18 protein-coding genes and 2 tRNA genes are annotated in these 21,926 nt (G+C 42.6%); 9 read left to right on the top strand and 11 right to left on the bottom strand.

Annotated elements, in window-relative coordinates:
* The first annotated feature begins 3 nt into the window (after positions 1-3).
* Positions 4-1,689: an IS66 family transposase gene (locus ITG09_11345; GenBank protein ID UPR51300.1), complete on the top strand. Its 1,686-nt coding sequence runs from the start codon at positions 4-6 to the stop codon at positions 1,687-1,689.
* 421 nt (positions 1,690-2,110) lie between these two features.
* Here the strand turns inward: ITG09_11345 and ITG09_11340 are convergent, their stop codons facing one another.
* Complete coding sequence (locus ITG09_11340; GenBank protein UPR51299.1) at positions 2,111-2,341, bottom strand: hexameric tyrosine-coordinated heme protein; 231 nt, start codon at positions 2,339-2,341, stop codon at positions 2,111-2,113.
* A gap of 1,017 nt (positions 2,342-3,358) precedes the next feature.
* Between ITG09_11340 and ITG09_11335 the strand changes: the two genes are divergently transcribed.
* On the top strand, positions 3,359-3,703 hold the full coding sequence (locus tag ITG09_11335; GenBank protein ID UPR51298.1) for a hypothetical protein: 345 nt from the start codon (positions 3,359-3,361) through the stop codon (positions 3,701-3,703).
* A gap of 57 nt (positions 3,704-3,760) precedes the next feature.
* Here the strand turns inward: ITG09_11335 and ITG09_11330 are convergent, their stop codons facing one another.
* Complete coding sequence (locus ITG09_11330) at positions 3,761-4,357, bottom strand: type IV toxin-antitoxin system AbiEi family antitoxin domain-containing protein (GenBank protein UPR51297.1); 597 nt, start codon at positions 4,355-4,357, stop codon at positions 3,761-3,763.
* A 472-nt stretch (positions 4,358-4,829) separates the two neighbouring features.
* Here ITG09_11330 and ITG09_11325 point away from each other — a divergent pair, with 472 nt between their 5' ends.
* Both ITG09_11325 and ITG09_11320 read left to right on the top strand, forming a co-directional pair.
* The gene (locus ITG09_11325; protein UPR51296.1) at positions 4,830-5,822 is read left to right on the top strand and encodes a tyrosine-type recombinase/integrase; all 993 of its coding nucleotides are present in this window, start codon (positions 4,830-4,832) and stop codon (positions 5,820-5,822) included.
* Between the two features lie 166 nt (positions 5,823-5,988).
* On the top strand, positions 5,989-7,617 hold the full coding sequence (locus tag ITG09_11320; protein UPR51295.1) for a hypothetical protein: 1,629 nt from the start codon (positions 5,989-5,991) through the stop codon (positions 7,615-7,617).
* An 85-nt stretch (positions 7,618-7,702) separates the two neighbouring features.
* Here the strand turns inward: ITG09_11320 and ITG09_11315 are convergent, their stop codons facing one another.
* The 6 genes from ITG09_11315 to ITG09_11290 all read right to left on the bottom strand — a co-directional run bounded on the left by ITG09_11315 (position 7,703) and on the right by ITG09_11290 (position 12,299).
* Entirely contained in the window at positions 7,703-8,134 is a 432-nt protein-coding gene (locus ITG09_11315; GenBank protein UPR51294.1) for a hypothetical protein, read from the bottom strand.
* On the bottom strand, positions 8,127-9,395 hold the full coding sequence (locus tag ITG09_11310) for a site-specific integrase (GenBank protein ID UPR51293.1): 1,269 nt from the start codon (positions 9,393-9,395) through the stop codon (positions 8,127-8,129). Before ITG09_11310 ends, ITG09_11315 begins: the two co-directional genes overlap by 8 nt.
* An 87-nt stretch (positions 9,396-9,482) precedes the next feature.
* Positions 9,483-9,573, bottom strand: a tRNA-Ser gene (locus tag ITG09_11305).
* A gap of 432 nt (positions 9,574-10,005) precedes the next feature.
* Positions 10,006-10,096: transfer RNA gene (locus tag ITG09_11300), tRNA-Ser, on the bottom strand.
* Positions 10,097-10,234: 138 nt separating this feature from the next.
* Entirely contained in the window at positions 10,235-12,043 is a 1,809-nt protein-coding gene (locus ITG09_11295) for a DUF3413 domain-containing protein (GenBank protein ID UPR51292.1), read from the bottom strand.
* A gap of 28 nt (positions 12,044-12,071) precedes the next feature.
* Complete coding sequence (locus ITG09_11290) at positions 12,072-12,299, bottom strand: YejL family protein (protein ID UPR51291.1); 228 nt, start codon at positions 12,297-12,299, stop codon at positions 12,072-12,074.
* Positions 12,300-12,383: 84 nt separating this feature from the next.
* Here ITG09_11290 and yejK point away from each other — a divergent pair, with 84 nt between their 5' ends.
* The 3 genes from yejK (at position 12,384) to ITG09_11275 (ending at position 16,110) form a co-directional block, all read left to right on the top strand.
* The gene (gene yejK / locus ITG09_11285; GenBank protein ID UPR51290.1) at positions 12,384-13,388 is read left to right on the top strand and encodes a nucleoid-associated protein YejK; all 1,005 of its coding nucleotides are present in this window, start codon (positions 12,384-12,386) and stop codon (positions 13,386-13,388) included.
* A 105-nt stretch (positions 13,389-13,493) separates the two neighbouring features.
* Positions 13,494-14,855 carry an Hpt domain-containing protein gene (locus ITG09_11280; GenBank protein UPR51289.1) on the top strand — a complete coding sequence of 454 codons (1,362 nt, stop codon included), beginning with the start codon at positions 13,494-13,496 and terminating at the stop codon, positions 14,853-14,855.
* A 76-nt stretch (positions 14,856-14,931) separates the two neighbouring features.
* Positions 14,932-16,110 carry a chemotaxis protein gene (locus ITG09_11275; GenBank protein UPR51288.1) on the top strand — a complete coding sequence of 393 codons (1,179 nt, stop codon included), beginning with the start codon at positions 14,932-14,934 and terminating at the stop codon, positions 16,108-16,110.
* 100 nt (positions 16,111-16,210) lie between these two features.
* On the opposite strand, the gene nhaC is transcribed toward ITG09_11275, so the two are convergent.
* The gene (nhaC, locus tag ITG09_11270) at positions 16,211-17,647 is read right to left on the bottom strand and encodes a Na+/H+ antiporter NhaC (GenBank protein ID UPR51287.1); all 1,437 of its coding nucleotides are present in this window, start codon (positions 17,645-17,647) and stop codon (positions 16,211-16,213) included.
* A 501-nt stretch (positions 17,648-18,148) separates the two neighbouring features.
* On the opposite strand from nhaC, the gene asd reads away from it, so the two are divergent.
* The gene (gene asd / locus ITG09_11265; protein UPR51286.1) at positions 18,149-19,267 is read left to right on the top strand and encodes an aspartate-semialdehyde dehydrogenase; all 1,119 of its coding nucleotides are present in this window, start codon (positions 18,149-18,151) and stop codon (positions 19,265-19,267) included.
* A 120-nt stretch (positions 19,268-19,387) separates the two neighbouring features.
* Positions 19,388-19,909, top strand: a complete 522-nt coding sequence (locus ITG09_11260) for a prepilin-type N-terminal cleavage/methylation domain-containing protein (protein UPR51285.1) — start codon at positions 19,388-19,390, stop codon at positions 19,907-19,909.
* 60 nt (positions 19,910-19,969) lie between these two features.
* On the opposite strand, the gene ITG09_11255 is transcribed toward ITG09_11260, so the two are convergent.
* On the bottom strand, positions 19,970-20,815 hold the full coding sequence (locus ITG09_11255; GenBank protein ID UPR51284.1) for an ion transporter: 846 nt from the start codon (positions 20,813-20,815) through the stop codon (positions 19,970-19,972).
* A 149-nt stretch (positions 20,816-20,964) separates the two neighbouring features.
* Positions 20,965-21,603, bottom strand: coding sequence for a YchE family NAAT transporter (locus tag ITG09_11250; GenBank protein ID UPR51283.1), 639 nt, complete (start codon positions 21,601-21,603; stop codon positions 20,965-20,967).
* Positions 21,604-21,926 lie beyond the last annotated feature (323 nt).

Here is a 21,926-nt window from a genome sequence, read left to right as displayed (position 1 = left end):
TATATGCCAAACAAAAATAAAGAAGATGAGCTAGCGCTCTTACGTTCAAAAGTGACTGAGCTTGAATCTACGGTACTCACTCTTCACCAATCTCTAGGCGAAAGTGAATCGAACATACTCACACTTCGACAATCTCTAGACGAGAGTAAATCGAACGTACTCACACTTCGCCAATCTCTAAGCGAGAGCGAATTAACCATCCAATCTCTGGTTGAAAAACTCAACCTAGCGCGGCGTAAACGCTTTGGTAGTCGTAGTGAAACCCTGCCCCCTCAGGACTTAGAGTTCAATGAAGCGGAGACTCATGCCAATACGATAGAAAAAGAAGAAGCGCCCGATAATCCGAATGATGACGCCTCGGAAGCGGAAAACACTTCCTCCGAGACCAAACGTCGTGGTCGCCCAAAGCTTCCCGAAGACCTACCACGAGAGCGTGTTGTGGTGGACATATCAGAATCAGAAAAAACATGCTCGTGTTGCCAGTCGATGCTCTGCAGGATGGGACAAAGCACCAGTGAAAAACTGGTGTATATTCCAGCCAGGTTGTATGTCGAAATCACCGAAAGGCCCAAATACGTCTGCCGTCAATGTGATGCGTTAGGAGAGAAGAGCGTTGTTGCAATGGCTCCACCGCCAGCATCGATTATCCCGAAAAGCATCGCGACTCCCTCTTTGCTTGCGCAAATTATCACGAACAAATACCACTATGCCCTGCCTCTCTATCGTCAAGAATCGCTGTTTAGACAATATGGGTTAGCGCTCAGCCGAAAAACGATGAGTCAGTGGATACTGCGTTGCGCTGATAAGGTAGAGCCGTTAATCGCCTTACTGAAAGAAACCCTTCTTACTCAAGATGTTCTGTTCGCGGACGAGACCACATTGACCGTGCTCGATGACGAAAGAAAGAAAAGTTACATCTGGTTGTATGGGTGTGGTCCAGACCGGGGCGGTAATGCGCAATCTCCCGGTATCGTCTTGTTCGACTACCAGGAAGGGAGTCGGGGTCACCACTGCCCTCAATCGTACCTGTCAAACTACACTGGATACCTTCATGTTGATGGGTATAAAGCGTATGAAAAGACAGAGGCGAAGCTAGTGGGTTGCTGGGCACATGCAAGACGCAAGTTCATAGAGGCAGAGCAGAGCCAACCAAAAGGCAAGCAAGGTAAAGAGGGTAAAATCCAGTGGGCAGTCAGTTGGTTCCAAAAGCTCTATCGTGTTGAACAAGCACTCAAAGATAAGACGAGGGAAGAGCGATATGTTACCCGCCAATCAAAGACTCAGTCTCTGCTCAATGAGTTCAAGGCGTGGTTAGATAAATCGGTCACTCAAGTGCCCCCTAAAAGTAAACTGGGAGAGGCGATTAGCTACAGTCTCAATCAATGGTCGAAGCTAGTACGAGCTATCGATGATGGCCGGTTAAGCATGGATAATAACCGAGCGGAACGTTCAGTACGTCCGTTCACGGTGGGTCGGAACAACTGGTTGTTCTCGAAGACTCATAATGGTGCCCGCGCCAGTGCCGTGCTGTACAGTCTTATCGAAACCGCGAAGGCTAACGACTGTGAGCCGTATGAGTACCTCGAATACGTGCTACGAGAAATCCCGAAACTGAAGAGTGAGGACGACCATGGTCATCTTCTTCCTTGGAACATGCCAAAAACGGACAAGTCCCCCATTCCCGAATAGCGTTCAGCATGACAGATACCGCCTTAGTTGGCAGTATCTGTGTTGATATTAGAAAATCAATGAGTCGGTTCGTAGATGCTTACGATGTATTGCTTCCAGTTGGTTGTTTTGTAACGTGGTTTAGGCATGAGGGCTACGAGAGATAGTGGACGTAGCTGATCAGCTCGTAGGCTCTGGATTTAGTTCCATTGAATTACGCAACAAAGCCGGGGTGTTTACCTCGGTAATAGGTGTCGCTTATCCGACAAAAGTTTGTTCCACACATGCTTGAAGAGCTAGTGCGATGAGTATAATCGCACTAGTTAATAGGCTTGGTTGAGGTGCACACCAAGTGATTATGGTAAATCGACCATGTCATTTTACCTACGCACAACGAGTGTAACGTTAAATGGCCTCTACAATCACAAGGCCTTATGTGAATTTAATTATCTCTCCAATAGTTATTAGCCTGAGATACTGTCTGAAAATGCATTGCAATTGTCTTTGATGATTCAATAAGCAGCGATGCACTTTCTGAGTATTCGGGTCTTAACTTATGTAAAACCTCCATGTCTGGTTGAGTTTTCTTTACTCCCATTCTGCTCAACTTAATCGCCAGTTCAAAACCCTCACTAGGCGTTTCTGTGATTAAACTAGGTAACCATTGCTCCATTATTTATTCCTTGCTTTATTAGATGATGGAGGGAAATTAATACCACATTCAAGCTGATAAGGTTAACTTTAAAATCGAGCTTTTAATAGGGCTGAATCACACTTTGTTAACAAGTTTGTTCTCTATAGCACCAAATTCGTAACTACACAGCTACTTTGAACTTAATTGAGCACAGAATTACCTTCTACTTCTTACACCAAGTAGTAAGTACATAACCCACAATGAATTTAATGCTTATACCACTTGCTCATAATCCATATTAACTCCCATCACCTCGACAAACACTTCTGATATTTGTTCACCGCACAGACTGGTTAAACTTCCGTCATTTTGCAGCTGATTTAGTAATTGAAATAGTTTGAACCAGCGGTCATTTATTAGTAAAAACCACGTGACCGAGATTATCGAAGAGGTGATTATTTCGGGCTCAATTGCGCCTGTATTTGCCATTCAGTGGGCGCAGGTAAATAAGGTAAAAGATTTAACCTTCCTGAGCACCGTAGGTATGTGGTGGGTTTGAAAAATAAGCCACATAGTAAATACGTTAACACGATTTATGGAACCCACTCCCTCAGTTAGTCTATATTTAGCGAAGTGGAACTAACTCTGAGGGCTGCATGGTTAAGACCGTATTGCTTCCATTTGGTTATTTTGAAATGAGGTTTAGGCATACAGTTGCGAGAGGAAGTGAATGTAGCAAATCTAATCGTAGGTTCTAGATTTAACCCCACGAAATTACACACCCTTGTGAGTTTGTGGCGCTTTTTGAGCGATTTACAGTTCAAAGATCAACATGTTACTTTTATGAAAGAACCGCACAATTATGCCCATTTTCATACTTTGTGAATTTTGAGTTATATGAATTTGCTAAGCAGCTATCGACAGTTAACCTGACATTCGTTAACCAGCAAAATAGAATCAAGGGGTTTAAACTAGGTAATGTCACTGCTGCAGTTTAATCGTCTGTGGTTAGTTATAAAACTACACAAGTATTCAAGAAACTGTATCAGGAAAACTATGCGATATTTTAGTAAGCGCTATAAAACGAAGGTCAACACATTGCTGCATTTAGCAAAGATAAACGACCTCCCTTTAAGATTTATAATTGATACCTTGAAAGGCAGAAGCATCCTCAAGCAAGATGAACGCTATAAAAAGCGCGACGGTCAGCGTGTTATTTGGGGAGAAGTTGATATAAGTTGCTCTACCGCTGCTTTTCCTCTGGAAACCCTCAAAGGAAAACGCTTAAATTCTTTGGCTATATGCTTCACACTTGAGCAATTCCACGCTTTAGAGGAGCGTTATGGTCATTGTCCTGAGAATATAACCGTCGAAGCAATTGCTGGGCTTTTTACAATATGATCAATGTTCAATCTAGCACTCTATAAAAGAAGGTAACAACGTGTTAGAAGTAAGTGACTACCCACTGTAGTTTATTATCTCCATATAGGGCATCATTACATTTGTCATTCTGTAATGCTTTACATACTCCCAGAGCTTCCCTTGCTCTAATCTGTTAGCTCTTTTTGCCTCTGTAAGTGCTTCAATCGCGACATCAATCCCGATCTTGTTGCGGAACTTAAAGCAATCAACAATCGTCCGCTCAACGTCCGTTACTAAAATAGGGATGCCATCAACTTGTGTTGAGATCACCCCCAAATCCTTCACGTCCCTGGTACGAACAATCTTAATGCTTGGGTACTCAATATTGGGAGCTCTATCATTTTTTTTAATGCTGAGCCATATCTGAAAAGGTGCTTGGGTAGTGAGATTGTGGTAACTGAGTGCTGATAGAAGGCAGATAACCCCTTTTTTCGCTCTGACACTGACCTCAGCAAAAGAGTGCATCTCCGATTCTTCTCTACCTATATACCCGTAGAGCCCTCGCTGTAGTTTTTCTATGTCACCTTTTTCCACAGCGCGAGAAAGGGCGGCACGAGTTACATTGAATTTTGCAGCGTCTGAGGTGGTGAATATGGATAGCTTTTTAAGCTTATCGAGTTGTGATGGATTCATTTTTAATGATACGTTTTGTCATACTTAATTTGTACTATATGCCAAAACGTAACATTTTTCTTTCATTCCTTAGATGGTGCAAACAACACTGCTATTGAGCGAAAATAGCTAAACCCATTAAAAATAGCCAACTTCCTACATATCAAAGTGATTAAGATAAACAAAAAATTATGAATTTCATATTTCAATAGATCATGTTTAAAAATATAACCAATTCAACATCATTAACTAATTTTAGTGGTTAATTATGGTGGTTTTTGCTGGTTAAAATTCATTAATAAGTTAAATAGATTGGTTGGTTATATTATGCGATATCGCTTAATTACTTTTTTAAGCAATTGTTATTTAAGCAATAATGTTGGGGTGTGTAATTATTTTATAGTAAAATCATGCACTTATGATTTGCCAGTGTTATTGACGGTTTTTTTGTAAATCTGTAACGTAGATCTCAAATAAAAATGAGGTTTGCATCATGAAATGCAGAGATAAGTTTTTGTTTCGCACGGTAGCAGAAACAATGTTCGAACTTGAAAAAGGAACTTACGCTAACTCAACAATAAAAGCATGGAGATCTAAGTTAAAACGTATCGTAACGTTTTTCGGAGAACTCGACATACGAGATATCGTACGAAGCTGTATTCTTCGCTACTTACATGTACACAATGATCTTACAAACAAAACACTAAATGAAGACCTGACACTTATCCGAAAAGTATTCACGTTTGCAGTTGGGGATCGGCTTATTACACAATCTCCAGTTGATGGTATCCATAACTTACAAAATGCTCCCATTAGCTGTAATCCATTCACACTGAATGATATAACCCGTTTAACTCACCAAGCAGCAGCTTGCTCAAGTGTTAAAAATGGGGTCCTTCTGGCTTGCCATACAGGGCTTCGAAAAAGTGAGTGGTTGGCACTAGTTGTTGATGATTATGACCCAGTAAAAAGAGAGCTTAAAGTCGAGAGAGCTTGCGTAGTTAATCACTTTAAAAGGCCAAAAACTACGGGATCAAAGCGTAGGATTCAATTGTCTAAGACAGCCCAAAAGATAATTGAAAACCAGTTAAGTTCAATCTTTGGCTTAGCGGCTCAAGAAATCCATATCACCGAAAGTGATCAAAAGACCCGAACCAAACTTACCGCAAAACCTCTATTCCCTAATCTTGATACAGGGAAATTTTACCAAAAAGATAAAGCAATAGATCGCACCTTTAAAAACTGGCTCGTTACAGCCAACGTCGCTCATCGAGGTGCGAGTCAGGCCCGTCATACATTCGCATCTCAAGCTATTTTGAGTGGGGCAAATCTTTATTGGATAAGGTCTCAACTAGGGCACAACACGCTAGATATGCTTTATAAGCATTACTCAAAGTGGATTGAAGAAGACGCAAAAGACTACCCCAACCTGATTGATTTGCACTTTCAGAAAGCTGCAAATTCGGTCGACAAACCCATCCTTTAATTTGCCTCATTCCGGTGTCTCGACACCGGCTTTCAAAAAGATAACGACATCGTAACCAAGGACACTTTCGCAACACTTTTACTGCGTAAAAGATGAACGAAAGCTTCTTGGTGGGGGCTACGCCCCTCAACCCCAACACAACAACACACAACCCGAGGACTACACAATGAAAAATAAAGCCATCACATGCTTTTTTTCAACGCTTCCGTATTCCGGCACAGCAGAAAAACAGGCCAAGCTTAAGAAGTCAGCAGGACATAGTATCCGAGATGAAAATGCGAAATCTGAAACCATTGAATGGAATCCAGATCTCAGTCACCTCAACCAAGTATATATCAATAACCAATGGACGAAACTTGATGAATTGAGCAATGACGATAAATCCCAGTTTATCGAATCTATAAGACTTCCTCAGAAACCTCAAGAAGGCCTAACTAAATGTAAACAAAGAAAGAGAGCATATAAGAAGAAACTAAAAGCCGCTTTACAATCAGAAAAGGGAAATCCCGAGGGGACTAATTTTATCGCTAAGATTTTAGGCACCCCTGAACATGTCCCGCTTAAACTCGACTCTTTGCTTAATGAAGCTAGGAGTATTGATTTCTCTCGCAAGAAGCAGAGGCTGAACGCTTTTGAGAAGTACATTTCACTTCATAACAAACTGGTTTCGTTCCCTAAAAATTTGAACTCAAACTTGGTAGAAGAGTCGATTTTTGTCATCCCACACCGAAATGAAGTTTCTCAGGACCTTGTTTGTGGCCGTGAAATGGCTGAAGCACTGATGGATTATTACCGCCTCTACTTCAAAGAATATGAAATCATCTCAGTGTTTGTTCATAGCGATGAAAGAAGTCTCAATGAAGATACTGGGGAACATGTCCACCTCTTCCTTAACGCGCAAAATAGCCGAACTAAAGAGTGGGATCTTAGAGTAGCCAAAGCAAATCTAGCTCAAATGATGAAGAACTTCTTGGACCACTCACACTCGCCAATTCAATACAGGAAAGGAGCGTGCTTTACAAGAAGGGAGCAATCAGAGCATGGAGCGCTGTTGCAGGAATGTTTTCGGCGGTTTATGAATAAAAACCTCTTCATAGAAAAAGGATTGAGCATGGAGTTCAATCAAGAACTTCAGAAAGATAAACAAAAAGTAAAAGAAATGCGCCGGCAAGGAAAGCAAAAAAAAAGTGAAAGGGATTATAATTATCACACTAGAATGCTGGAAAACGAGCAACTGCAAATTGAGCAAATAATCGCATTGAAGCTCGAGGAGTTGAGCCAATTAAATCAACACATCAACGAAGTTAAAAATAAACAAAAGGAGGAACAAGAAAAAATAAGGAGATTACATGTAGATATAGACTTACTACGATCGGCCACAAACACTGCAACCAATCAACTGGATACAACCTTAACCGATCTATCAACAGTCAAAGAACAGCTCAAAACGGCAGAATCAAAAGCTCTACACAGTGAAGAAAAAAATGAACAGTTAGAGAAATCGATCTCATATCTAAAAAAGGTGATTGCTAAACTGACTCATACCGTTATTGAGACGTTAGCTCCCATCTTTCAAGATCTGATGAAATCATTTGTCTTTGAACAAAGGGATGAGAAAGAACTACTGACTTTATTAGAAAGAAGGATGTCAGCTCACATGACAAAATTGGATGGAAACCCAATACAGCAGGCACTTGTATGTGGGATGAAAGACGCCCTCCTAGATAATAGGGAAAACCTGAACACTGCTTCCCCCAAAAAACGGAGAATGAGTGCCGACCGAGAGTTCGATTGATAAGGTCTTCATAATAATTTAAAAGGTAAATCTCGTGAGCTCTAAGGTGTTCACGAGATTTGGTTTTTCAAAATGACATTGAGAGTCAGCGCTTTATATTAACTTGAATTTCTACTCCTGACACACGATGTACGAAAGTAAAATGCTCTTGGCTTCTAGTGCTAATAAGAACAATCCCTTTCTTTGACATAATGGTCCAATAAGGTAGAACAAAGGCATCAAAACACTCTACGTGTGACATGGGAGGAGGGCTTACGAGCCCTGCAATCTCTCTCAGTGTTTCAAAGTCACCAAACAGTGCCTGCTGTGTTTGCCAACCTATTCCTAATGCCATTAATGACATAGATGTTGTGCTTGGCTTATCTTCGAGGCGCTCAAAAAGCTGATAGAGGCAGTGGATATCTTGATAGTCATACTGTTTTGATAACGCAAGCAACGAGGTTTCATCCCCTTCAAAATAGCTTTGCTTGAACGCCTTATAAACCGTGTGCAACTCATCATAGTTGAACTTACTCATGTGAGCCTCCCAGTTGAAGTGAGAACTGGTTCACCGCACTAAGCATAAGTTTCAGTTTTGTTTGCTTACCATATCGGCCAAATGTCATTGAGGGGTGATGATGGCCAACGATATCAGCGACTGTAGACTCAGCCACTTCCTTTTGCTTAAGAACATCAATGAAAGTGTGACGGAGGGAGTACGCAGTAGGGCGTTGCCCTGCTTTCAATCCGATCTTAGATAGGAGTCTGCCGAATTGTTGGCAATATTGTTGGCTCCAGTCCTTGTTGAGACCCAGTGGTTTGTAATCGAATAGATCGGTTTTGCTATTGTTCTTACGAAGCTCAACATACTCAAGAAAGCCATGTTTGATTAGACTCTGATGAATGGGGACTTGTCGCAGAGCATAACGATTCTTGATCCGCTGTCCGTGACCTTCATCTGTTACGTTTAAGTAAGGGACTGGACCGCTAACGACCACGTCTTCTGTACGTAGCTGACACACTTCATTCGGCCTCATCCCCATGTACGTGAGCAATAAAGTAACCCAGTAGAAACCATTATCCACTTGCTGAAACTGCTCAGATGAGAAGAGTGTTGAAAGCTGACTCTCTGACCACCTTGAGCGCTGCTTATCAGCTTTTATAGACTTCTTGAAAGTCGCTTTGATATCTGCAGACACGTTTCTTTCAATCAAAGACATGGTCGCACACCAACGTATAAATTGACTCAGCGCGGCGTAGTAATCTTTACAGCTTTTTGCTGAAAGACTAGAGCTATTGAGAGTCTTAATGTACTCCATCAGTGCCATCGCAGTTATTGTTGATAAACCAGATGGCGTAGTGCTCTCAAAGAAAAAGGTAATGCGCTGTTTCAACTGATGGACAGTCAATGCACTGACCCCTTGAACCCCTTTGAACTCTAGAAAGTGTTCTAACGCTTCACTCCAATGCTTTTCTTCACTCAAACGCTTAGAAGTATGACTTATGGAAGTTATACAACCTAAATGTAAGCGATCGTCCTGCTTTTGTGATTGTAAGTTCAGGTGGTGGGACAAAATGCCTTTTAGATGCAACTGAAACTCTGAAAAGCACAGAGAGTCTGTAGTACGAAAGGCCTCTTTGACAGCACTGACAAGGCTTAAGCCAATGACTTTAGCTAGCTTAGGGTCTTTTGTTCGAAGGCTGATTTTTAGATCGAATGGGAATCCCAACGCTTTCAACTGTGCTGGAGTACAGATTCGTGCGTAATAGACACCGTGGGGAGATTTTTGTATATACATTGACTTACCTCGTTGGTTCGAAGCAAATTCAAGTCTTACAGATACAAAAAAAGCCTTTGATAATCAAAGGCTTTTTTTGATGAATAGTGGTGGAGGGATAGGGATTTGAACCCTAGAACCGCTATTAACGGTTGCCGGTTTTCAAGACCGGTGCTTTCGACCACTCAGCCATCCCTCCAATGGCGCGTATAATATAAGGGTGGCTTTCGCTTGTAAATACCCTTATCAACTGACTGCGTTTTTTATGAACGCTTTTCGATAATTTTGTGTTGAATGGCTATTTTTTGTGCTTTTTATCGAATAAAGAGACGAAGTTCTGCGGCTAAAATCATCGTTGTAATATTCGCTATGAGCTTTGGTCTGTGTGATAAACCAATCGCAGGTAATCGATGGTCTAGTTCAGATATCGATTTGTTGGCTGAGCGCGAGTTGAGGACAACAATAAAGTACGACAGATAAGGAAAGTACGACAGATAAGGAAAGTACGACAAATAAGACTGGTAGGTGTGTGGCTTGTTATGACAAGGACGAACGTCGATAACTTAACTTCAAATTTTAAAAAGCTCCAGATGCAAAAAAGCCGCTGATTTCTCAGCGGCTTTCTTTAATGTGGTGGAGGGATAGGGATTTGAACCCTAGAACCGCTATTAACGGTTGCCGGTTTTCAAGACCGGTGCTTTCGACCACTCAGCCATCCCTCCATTGGCGTGAATAATATAAGGGGTGGAGGATCTTGTAAACCCTTAATTTTCATAATTTTGTTTGGTTGCTTGTTTTCTAATCATTCACGGCAATAAAAAAGGGAAGCCATTGGCTTCCCTTTTCTGTTTGCTGATTATTTAGTCATTTTTTGTGTAGAAACGCTGTAGCTCAGTTAGGCCTTGCATCAACACAGGTAAGCGAGGGCTTACGTTTTTCAGGCGTTTGTAGTTCTGGTCGTACAATTTGTAGTTACCAAATTTATCTAACACCGTTGTTTGCTGGTCAGTAACAAGAGCAAGCTCACGAGAGTCGCCCGCGAGGATCCATTTTCTATTACGCTCATTAAACAGGCTGCGACCACTACTAAAATCTGTTGGGTTCGAAGATACGCCCAACAGTTCTTGCATCAGTGTTACTGATACATCTAGATGACTAGAGCGGTGAGTGTATTCAGAAGCAGACTTACCAGGCCAGCTGATAAACAGTGGCACCTGTAACTGATAACGACTGTAGTTGGAGTTTGCACCCCAGCTGTTGGTTTTGGTTTCGTTAAACTCAGTACCGTGGTTAGAGGTAATGATAACTACCGTATTGTCGGAGAGCTCTAAGCGTTCCAGTTCAGCGTAGATAGTTGCTAATTGAGTATCAGCCGCTGTCGCCGACTTTTGATAATCTGCAGCAAAACGTTCCGCTGTGGTTAACGTAGAGTTTGACTCTGAACTTGAATCGTAGCTGGCGAAATTATCCAGTGTGGTCAGTTCAATAAAGTTAAACCAAGGGCGTTTAGCTTGCGGTGATTGAATCCAGTCAGCCCAAGCTTTTATTGCACTTTGGTCATCATAAGTTGCTTGTTCTGGCATAACGTCACGGCCTCGGAAGATGATTTCCGAGTAAAGTGTATCGTCAAAGTTGTCGCCACTGAAAGCGGCAAACTTATAATTATGATTGTCTAAAACATCCAACAGTACTGCGCTTGAGCCTTGTGCTTCGATGCTGCTTGCGTAACTGCTCGGAAGGCCATAGAACAGCCCGAAAATACCAAACATATCGTTACTTGAACTGTAATGGTTGGTGAAGTTGATCGACTGTTGCGAGTAGGCGTAGCTGTTTGGCATCGCTGCAGCATTAAGTGCGTCAGAGCGAAGGTTGTTCACACTCACCATCAGGATATTAAGATCATCACTGCGGCGATTGTATTGAATTTTTTCTAGCGGGTAGCTAACTAGATTTACGTTCTCTTTGTTCGCTTCTAAACGCTCAAGGTACTCTTCACGGTCTAATAGGCCATGTTTTTCCATAAAGCTTTTCGCTGTCATTGGGTAAGACAGTGGGAAGTTCGCTTTTTGGCTAGTAACCGGGTTATAGAAATACGCATCAGCCCACATGTAGGTCAAATGGCTGCTGATGAAACACAAGAAGAAGACGGCGGTAATCGGACGGCCAATGTGTTTATGAGACAGTTTACGCTGCTTACGCCAAACCCACTCAGACAGACCTAGCTGTAACAAGAAGATAAATGGCATAACAATGAAGAGGTGCTGCAAATCAGACGTGAATGCAGATTCCTCTCCACTGAATAAAACCTCCCACACGACAGGTGTCAGGTGGAGGTTTATATTTTGATACGTTTGGGTATCAATCAGTAGGACAGTTAAACCTATGGTTGCGAAGATAACGGCAACCAAACGTAATAACTTCCTCGACGGAAGAACAAAAGTGAGCGGGAACAGCACTAATAGATAGAGCGCGAACACTAAAAAGCCAAAATGACCAACCCACGATGCAGCCAAATAGAATTGACCCAGCAAGGTTTCTGGCCAAGCAGATTGAGTAATATAACGAGTACCAATCAACATCGCAGCAATGATGTTGAAAAATGCAAACCAGTGACCCCAACCAACCAGTCGAGATACACGATCGCTATATGAGTTTGCGCTGTCTACCATTTATAATTCTTTTATCCGTCAATCAAATTTAGTGAGACTTTTTATCTTCAAGAGAAGAAATTAAAGCCTCGGCAAATTTTTCAGCAATTCCTTTGCGTTGTGAAGCAGCAACATTCTGATTTAAGACATTGGTTGCGATATTTCCAGCGATCATCAGTGAAAGTTCTGGCGAAGCTTTGTGCTTAGTTAGTACAGCACCTACTTCAGCTAGGATTTTTTCAACTTGATCATCTGTGTATTTAGATATAATCGGCATAAGGACTCTAATAATGATAGTAAAAGCGGCTTATGATAACCTACTATGCACGACAACTGAAACCTGAACGGTAATATTTTCACTATGAGCCTTCACCTTTCCAACGTAATTTTACACCAGCTGAGCAAGAACGATCAGGATGAGCTGATTGTTAACTATCGTGCTGAATCTCTAGAAAACGATGCTTCAACTGAAAGCCTAGTTGCTGAACTTCACCGTGTTTTTAATTCAAAAGCAGGCAAAGGGTTTGGTTCTTTCAAATCTGACAGCGAATTCCAGCAGTGGTTGCATCAACTTCGTGCTGGTGAGACAAACTTTTACGATTTTTCTCAAAAGAGTGCGCAACGTTTAAAAGACGAGCTATCAAAGTACCCATTCGCTGACGAAGGTATCTTGGTAATGGCTGAATATCAGTCACTTGCGACAGATTACCTTTTCATCGGCCTGCTGCCTTCAAACCAAAGTCTAAAAGTGACAGAAGGGCTAGATATTAGCGCAACTGACTACCTAGATATCTCAAAAATGGATATCGCGGCGCGCCTAGACTTGTCGACTTACGAGACCGATAAAGAGTCAAACCGTTACTTAACTTATATTAAAGGACGTGTTGGCCGTAAAGTCGCGGATTTCTTCTTAGATTTCTTACAAGCTGAAGTGGGTTTGGATGCTAAGCAGCAAAACCAAGTACTGATGCAAGCGGTAGAAGACTTCGTTTCTGACTCTAAATTAGAGAAAGAAGAAGCGATCAGCTACAAAAAGCAGGTTGCGGATTACTGTAACGAGCAGCTTAAAGCGGGCGACGAAGTTCAAGTTCGTGAACTTTCTGGTGAGTTGCCAGCAAGCACAGATGGCACAAGCTTCTTTGACTATACTAGTGAGCAAGGCTATGAGTTAGAAGATAGCTTCCCGGCCGATCGCGCAACTATGCGTAAACTAACAAAATTTGTTGGTGCTGGTGGCGGTTTGAATGTTAGTTTTGATAGTCTGCTTCTAGGCGAACGTATCTTTTACGATCCGGAGACTGACACGCTAACGATTAAAGGCACGCCACCGAACTTACGTGACCAACTGACTCGCAATAAGTCATAGTCCGAAGTTAACGGATAAAAGCGGCAACAGGATGTTGTCGCTTATTTTGTGCTTAATCTTTTAGCTATTGTCATGGCTTCAAGTTAACACGCACAAGGAATATAGATGGAACAATCAGTAGCAAAGGCCAAACGCTTTAAAAAACCAGCCACCTTCTTGGTTGTGCTCCTGGCTCTGTGGCTATTGCCTTCATTGGCTCTTCTTAATCTAAGCCGTTCCTACACCAATTCACTTGCTCAAATCGAAGAGCTCGGTATTCGAGTCAACGAATTGAGGCAATCACTTTATTTCTCAGAACCGCTTCGAGTCTCTCGTATCAATGATCTAGCACTCGATGCTCAGTTGGTTTATTCGATCCGACTGCAGATTGAATCTGATTTCCAAAACGCCTTGTTTCGCCCTGATGTGAACCAGCTGTTGTACGTAGCTGATCAGTTCCTAGAAAAGTTCGATGAGTTCATCCCGATCGAAAGCCAAGTTCAAGACATCGTTGATAACATTAAGATCTTACGTGCTGATAAAGACCTTTCTCCTAAGCTAAAACCGCTACTCAATGAATTCGGCGTTGTTGTATTCGAAGCTATGTATTCTGACAGTCAAAGCTCGTCAGCGACTTATCGTGCCTTTGATTCTATTCTAGAAAAATCTTACTCACTAAAAACCGAAGAGCAAGATGCACTCCAACAGTTATTGGCTGATGCTTCAGCATTGTTGAGTGATTATGCTCAGCTTAACTATTTGGTCGATAAGATTAAGAAAAACTCAGTGAATGAGCAGATCATTAAACTCGAAGCTGAGTTCCATGATCGTCAATTCAATCTATTGCTGGTGATGCTAGGCTTAAGTTTGTTGGCGATGAGCGGGATAGTTGTGTGGGGTGTTAGATCCAAAAAAACGGTTACAGAAGTCGGTCACGAACTCAGCTCAGGGCCTGAAATCAATTCAACTAAAGAAGAGGCGTTCTCTGCTTCTTCTAGCGATGTTATGTCTTCTGCAGTGATACAAGCAGATAACGATGTCTCCGAGAACACGTCAACGAGGCAAACATTTGTAAAGCAAGACTCTATTCAGCGAACCCCTGAACAGGTTCCAGTACTAGAGAAACACATTGCCAGTGTGACAGATTCAAAGCCTGCGATTGATATCGAAGACATGTTAGAAACGCTCGATGGTGATGCGGAGTCTGTCGAACTCTTGCTTGGTGTGTTTGTACAAGACCACGCAGGTGACTACGAGAAGTTTAAGTCTTTGCTGACCAAAGATGAAACCTCCGCCGCTCGCATTGTACATAGCTTAAAAGGTGTGGCTGGCAGCATCAAAGCGTCTCGTTTAGCCATCATTGCCGCAAGTATTGAAATGACAATGAAGCAGTCCCGAGCGATCAGTGAACATGATTTGACTGAACTAGAGCAGGCTATAAAAGCCTCTGTGGATTCTGCTCATGAATATTTAGACAGTCAGCGTTAACTTTTACAGGATTTTTGACAATACTCTGACGAAGTGCTCATACAATCCGCGCCCTTAGTCTTTGTCAGAGGTTTATATGTTACGAGTTTCGAGTCGAAGTTGGATGGTGTTGGTGCTTAGCATTGTGCTAAGTGGTTGTTCTCTCTTAGAAGTTAAGTTAGATAGTCAAACGACGCCTCTCACTCAACAAGAGTTAAATGCTCGGATCATGACGCGTGAATACGCCAAGATGTTTTTTACGCGAGTAGAAGACTCAGCCGATCTCATCGCGCAATCTTACCCTGCTGATGACACCTTACATCAATCTTATGTGTTGCTTTGGAAGATCCATGCAGAGCAGGGCTTACAACAAGCGGCTTACCAAACTTCCCCTATGTCTGCATTAATTGATTCGTGGGTTTTCACCGCCCAAATGAATCAGTTTTATAGCCAAGGCGACGGCGCGGATCTATTCGCGACGGATGATGCAGTAGAAACAGCTCGTTTTCTTGACCAAGAAGCCGAGAAACTGGCAAAGGGTGTATTGAGCTCGAGTGATTTCAAGAACAGCAAAGCGTTCGTTGCTCAGTTTGCTGCTAGCCACCCATTTAAAGACCTAACATTCAGAAGCACACCTGCTTACCGTGAATGGCTAAGTTACCTTGGTAAAGACGAATCACAAATCGTTCAGAGCTTAGGAACGATGCCAGAGGCGATGAACGATGCATCAGACCGTTTAAGCTTGATGGCGGAACAAACACCAAAATTGATGTCGTGGAAAGCAGAGTTAGTCGCTCTGAATAGCTCGCTAACAGGTGAAGACCTGTCTATGACGCTGGAAAGCCTTCGTCAAACATCAGCAAGCATGCAGGACTTCATCGAAAACAATCCTGAATACATGCAAACGCTAGCTTCGATTATGTCGACAGAAATGCAGCCATTGCTCAACGACCTTAGCGATAAAACCGATCAAAAGTTAGCGATGCTGAGTGATGAACGTGTAGCATTAGAAAAAATGGTGACACGTGAAAGAGAAGCACTGGTAGAGATGATTGCGAAAGAGCGCATCGAGATTGCAGGCATTGTGACTTCAGAAAGAGAGTTATTCACTCAAGATCTAGATCGTGTGTCTCAAGAGGTTGTGGTGCTTGCGATTGATAAGCTGATGGAGTTAATCAAAGGTGTAATTATCTACTTCATCTTGTTTATCTTAGTGGTGTTCTTTGCACCGTTAGGTATCGGTTATTGGCTGGGTAAACGAACCACCAAAAAATAAACAAATCATCAGATAAGAAAAGAGCGCTCTAGGGCGCTCTTTTTGCATTTATACAACTAACGTTTGGTTTTTATCTTCTAACGCCCTGAACGATGAAGCGCTAGGCTTGTTGCTTAGTCAGCTCAGTTGCTTCTTCAGTTTCAAGTGCTGGCGCTGTTGGTTCACACTTATCAACGAACCAACCCATGTAAGACGTTACGATAGTCACGATGATGCAGATGAAGCTTAACCACATGAACGGCGCGTAAGACAGCGTCGCAACGCCTAGAATACTCGCCATGTAGATGCCGTTATCACTCCAAGGAACCATGCCTGACGTTAAAGTGCCACCAAACTCAGCGTTACGAGAAAGGTTTTTACGTTTGTAGCCTAAGCGGTCGTAGTTCTTTGCACAGATTTTTGGCGTAAGGATTAGCGATACATACATTGCTGAACCAAACACGTTACCCATGAAAGCCGTACCAATTGTGCTGGTTGCTAGCGAGCCTGCGCTGTTTACGCGGCGCTCAAACACTTTAGCGATCGTCTCTAGCACGCCGACTTTATCCAGCAAGCCACCGAAACCTAAACCAAACACGATAACCGCAACCGAACCAAGCATTGAAGACATGCCGCCACGGTTAAGAATCGAATCAATGAACTCCACGCCAGATGAGATAGAGAACGGTGCCCATGCTGTGTTAAATGCAGTAAGGAAGTCGATCTCTTGGATCATCACTGCCCAGATAATACCCAGCAGAGAACCAAAGCTGATCACTGGGAATGACGGCATGCGGAAGGCCAATAAACCAAGCACGATAAGTACCGGAACGAATGAGTAAGGCGTGATGTAGAACTGAACTTCCATCGCTTTGATTACAGAGTCAACTTGGCTCATGTCAACGTTGCCCGCGTAGTGGAAACCAAACGCAGTAAACATGATGCCAGTAATCACGTAGCTGATTAACGCGACGGGAAGCATGCCCTTGATGTGTTCAACCACTTCAACACCAGACATTGAAGAAGCCAGAATCACTGAATCAGAAAGTGGAGACATCTTGTCACCGAAGTAACAACCGGACAGCACAGCACCTGCAGTAATCGGTGCTGGAACTCCTAAGCCTTGGCCGATACCCATCATAGCGATACCTGCTGTACCCGCAGCACCCCAAGAAGTACCGGTCGCCAATGCAGTTAGAGAACAGATGATCATTGTCGCCAAAAGGAAAATAGAAGGGTGGATAGCTTTCAGACCGTAGTAAATGATAGTGGGTACAATACCGCCTGAGATCCAAGTACCAACAAGAGCGCCAACGGCTAAAAGTATTAAAACTGCGCCTAAGCCATTAGATATTCCTTTGAGTGCTGCTTTTTCTAAGTCTTTGTATTGATGGCCAAGACGAACACCAAGAACCATGATAATGAACCAGCCAATATACAAGGCAAGTTGGATTGGAAGGTCAAACTTTGCAGTAAAGGAAAAAGCAAGGGATAGAAATAGTCCTAACGCGATGAATACCTGTAATAGGTTCGGTAGGCGAGTTTTACTCTGCTTCATAAAAGCCTCTTGTGATTTCGAGCATTTATAGTGCTTCGTTATAGTGTGTGGTACGAAACGGACACTACAGTAATTAGTTTATTATATCGAAATAATACGTCTAAGTTGTGATATTTGACTGTTAACTGAATTAATTTTGGTTTCATAATCTAAAATATTGTTAAATTCATTATTGTTACATGTTGATTTCTGTCGCACGTTGTTTTCGTTTTGTAAAATATAATTCTAAGTAACCTTGATCTTAAAGAGGGAATTGCTGTTTGTGTTCTGGCTGAATTTCAACGATTTCTACAGTGCAAATGTTTGAATTTGCCGATATTGAGCTCTTTACTGGTAATGAGGATATTGAGTGTCGATACAGGGATAACTGCACGATTCATTACGTTCACTTAAAAGAAACGAAAAAGTTACACTTTTTGACAAAAAGCACTTGAGTTCTGTTTCTGAAAAACTTATAGATGGGGGAGAGCAATTTTTAATTTTATACATGGAGAGTGAGCGATGAGAGTAGGTCTAGTTGGTTGGCGCGGTATGGTGGGTTCTGTACTGATGCAACGTATGGTGGAAGAGAAAGACTTCGACCTGATTGAGCCTGTTTATTACAGCACATCTCAGATTGGTATTCCTGCCCCTGTTCTAGGCGGTAAAGATGCGGGTCTACTTCAAGACGCTTTTGATATTGATAGCTTAAAACAGCTAGATGCAGTGATTACCTGTCAAGGTGGCGACTACACGTCAAAAGTATACCCAGCGCTGCGTCAAGCAGGTTGGAAAGGCTACTGGATTGATGCGGCTTCTACTCTGCGAATGGACGCTGATTCAATCATCACTCTTGATCCTGTTAACTTGGCTCAGATCCAACAAGGCATTCACAGCGGCACCAATACTTTCGTTGGCGGTAACTGTACTGTGAGCTTGATGCTTATGGCACTAGGCGGCCTATATGAAAAAGGCATGGTCGAGTGGATGAGTGCGATGACTTACCAAGCGGCATCGGGCGCTGGCGCTAAAAACATGCGTGAGCTTATCTCACAGATGGGCGTAATCAACGACAGCGTAAGCTCTGAGTTAGCAAATCCTTCAAGCTCGATTCTTGATATTGATAAGAAAGTTGCAGACACGATCCGTTCATCTTCATTCCCAACAGACCAATTTGGTGCTCCTCTTGCAGGCTCATTGATTCCTTGGATCGATGTGAAGCGTGAAAACGGCCAAAGCAAAGAAGAGTGGAAAGCGGGCGTTGAAGCAAACAAGATTCTTGGCCTAGATGGTCAGCCAATCCCTATCGATGGTACTTGTGTACGAATTGGTGCAATGCGCTGTCACGCTCAAGCACTCACTATTAAGCTTAAGCAAGACGTGCCAATGGACGAGATCGAAGAGATCATCGCGACGCACAATGATTGGGTTAAAGTAGTTCCTAATGACCGTGACATCACTGCGCAAGAACTGACTCCGGCTAAAGTAACAGGCACTATGTCTGTACCAGTAGGTCGTCTACGTAAGATGTCTATGGGTAACGACTTCCTAAACGCATTCACAGTTGGTGATCAACTGCTTTGGGGTGCTGCAGAGCCACTACGTCGTACTCTGCGTATTATCCTTGCTGAGAAAGCGTAACTGCCTCATTTTTGAGAATAATTAATGAAGAAGCGCCTCAAGGCGCTTTTTTTGTATCTGATGACAGAAGCCTGACTTTAAAACCTTACATTTCGTACGTCTTAAAGTTTGGAGTCAAAAATGAAAGCAACTCACAAAGGTTTTACTCTTATCGAGTTAGTTGTTGTTATCGTCATTCTTGGTGTTTTAGCGGTTGTTGCAGCACCTAGGTTTTTAAATATACAACATGATGCTAGGGCTTCGGTTATGGAAGGGCTAGGAGCATCGGTCCATACCGCTGCTGATTTGGCATTCGAAAAAGCCGCAGTTGAAGGTATGGAAGACCAAGAATCATATTTGATTCCGGAGTATGGGCGTGTGAAGTTTGGTTACCCCGCAGTTGAAAAAGGGGGAATGGAAAACTTTTTAGCGATTGATTCAGGGTTTCATGACCTGACAACAGAGTGGACATGGGCTGCACATAATAATGGGCCAGTGAGCGATCCAGACCTGTGGTTGATTACCCGATCGGAATATTTGTCGGATGTTCTTCCTAATGATTTCAATACTGCTATTGAGAATACCCAATGTTATGTGAAATACACGGCTGCAATGGAAGCAAATGATAACTACCAAGTGGAAGTGTTCACAGACGGCTGTTAGTTGCTTTAGTTAGATAGTTAAGAAAATAAAAAGAGCTCTTAGGAGCTCTTTTTTTGGTTTTTATTCGGTCTCTTCGGTGACGACACGCTTGTCTGGATCAGCCAGTTCACTTGCACAGTGTTTACAATAGATGGCATCTGAATCATGCCCAGAGCGATTGCAGTTTGGGCATTTGACCAACTCCTTGTGCGAGTTCATTTCATTGCTGAGCTCTGCAGTAATAATCCCAGTCGGCACGGCTAAGATTGAGTAACCCAAGAGCATAGTCAGAGATGCGATAGCTTTACCTAATGCGGTTTGTGGCACCATATCACCGTAACCCACGGTTGTGATAGTCACGATGGCCCAATAGATACTGTGAGGAATACTGGTGAAGCCATTGTGGGGACCTTCAATAACGAAGATCAAAGCACCAAAGATTACGACTAAGATACCTACAGTGCTAAAGAAGATCAGTATCTTCCGTCTCGCCATCAACAGTGAACGCAGTAATATGTTGGAATCTTGAAGGTAGCGAACTAGCTTTAGGATTCGGAAAATACGCATCACACGTAGCAGTCTTACCACACCCATAAATGAAGCGCCTGGGAAGATGATCGCTAGGTAGGTTGGAAGAATCGCCAATAAGTCAACGACACCATAAAAGCTGGTGGCATAAGATTTTGGTTTCGGAGAACAATATAGTCGCAGTAAGTATTCAAGCGTAAAGAGGGCTGTAAAACTGTATTCAATGTAGCGAAGCTCTTGCGACCACTCTGTCATGACGTTGGGGATCGATTCTAAGATCAGCACCAATAGTGAAACTAATATTGCAATGATCAATGATATATCAAATGCACGTCCAGCTGGCGTATGAGTACCAAAGATAATGACGTACAAATGATGCTTAAGAGGCTGACGTGACATAGGTTAAGGATCATCTTTTGTTAAATATATTAACTGTGATTATACAAGCTTCATAATAATGAGGCGAGTGAAAGCCCAATCGCTTTACTCGCCTCATCTATATTTCAATATTGTTGCCCTTTATAGAGCAACCGAAATATCGCTAAACGTTATGCCAAACCTGGGAACAGATTACGTAGGCCATTGGCGATGAACTCGATGCCCAATGCGCCAAGAATTAAGCCCATGATACGTGTAATAACGTTGATACCCGTTTGCCCTAGGAAGCGAACGATAACCGGCGCTGAACGGAACAAAAGCCAAGAGCAGGTTGCGAAAGCAATAATACTAATACCTATGCCTACTGTATCAATAGCAGCAGGGTAGCGAGATCCATAAACAATGGTCGAGCTGATTGCCCCCGGACCTGCCATTAGCGGCATAGCAAGTGGAACAACGCCGATTTGCTCTTTGCTGATGTATTCTGATTTCTCTTGCTTGTTCTGTTTATCTTCACCGAGCTTACCGCTCATCATCGAAAACGCGATGCTCAGTAATAGCAAGCCACCAGCAACACGAAATGAGTCTAGTGAAATACTGAACATATCAAGCAGCATTTGCCCCGCAACAAGCGACACAATCAAGATCACGGCAACAGCAATGTTTGCTTGCAAGGCTGTCCTGTTCCTCTCTTCCGGCGGCATATGAGCCGTAAGAGAAACAAAAACAGGCATGATGCCGATAGGGTTTACGGCAGCAACAAGCCCAAGGAAGAATTGCATAAAGATTGCGAGTTCTAAGCCTTGCATGAGAGCGATCTCCAGTTAGCGTACTTTAAGGTTGAAGGGTTGATCTGTGAATAGTCTAGGCGCGTAATGTAAGGGACAAACCAAATTTTCACGAATGAAAAAAACTAACTTGAAATAGGCGATTCTTTTTAGAAAAACTAATTGAATCTCACTTTTGTTTTAGCCTTGTTGCGAGCTAGTCGTTAGTGTTTTATTTTGTGACTTCTTATTGAGTAACTGTTAACTCGCGCACGAAATTAATAAAAATTATGTCAGAATCTAGCCCGTGCAACGGTATGGATATACTCTCAGTAGCACGAATATAGCTGTATACATGTAATTTA

This window comes from Vibrio cyclitrophicus, from assembly GCA_023206055.1.
Taxonomy (GTDB): domain Bacteria; phylum Pseudomonadota; class Gammaproteobacteria; order Enterobacterales; family Vibrionaceae; genus Vibrio; species Vibrio cyclitrophicus_A.
This window is presented reverse-complemented; position numbering and strand designations above follow the sequence as displayed.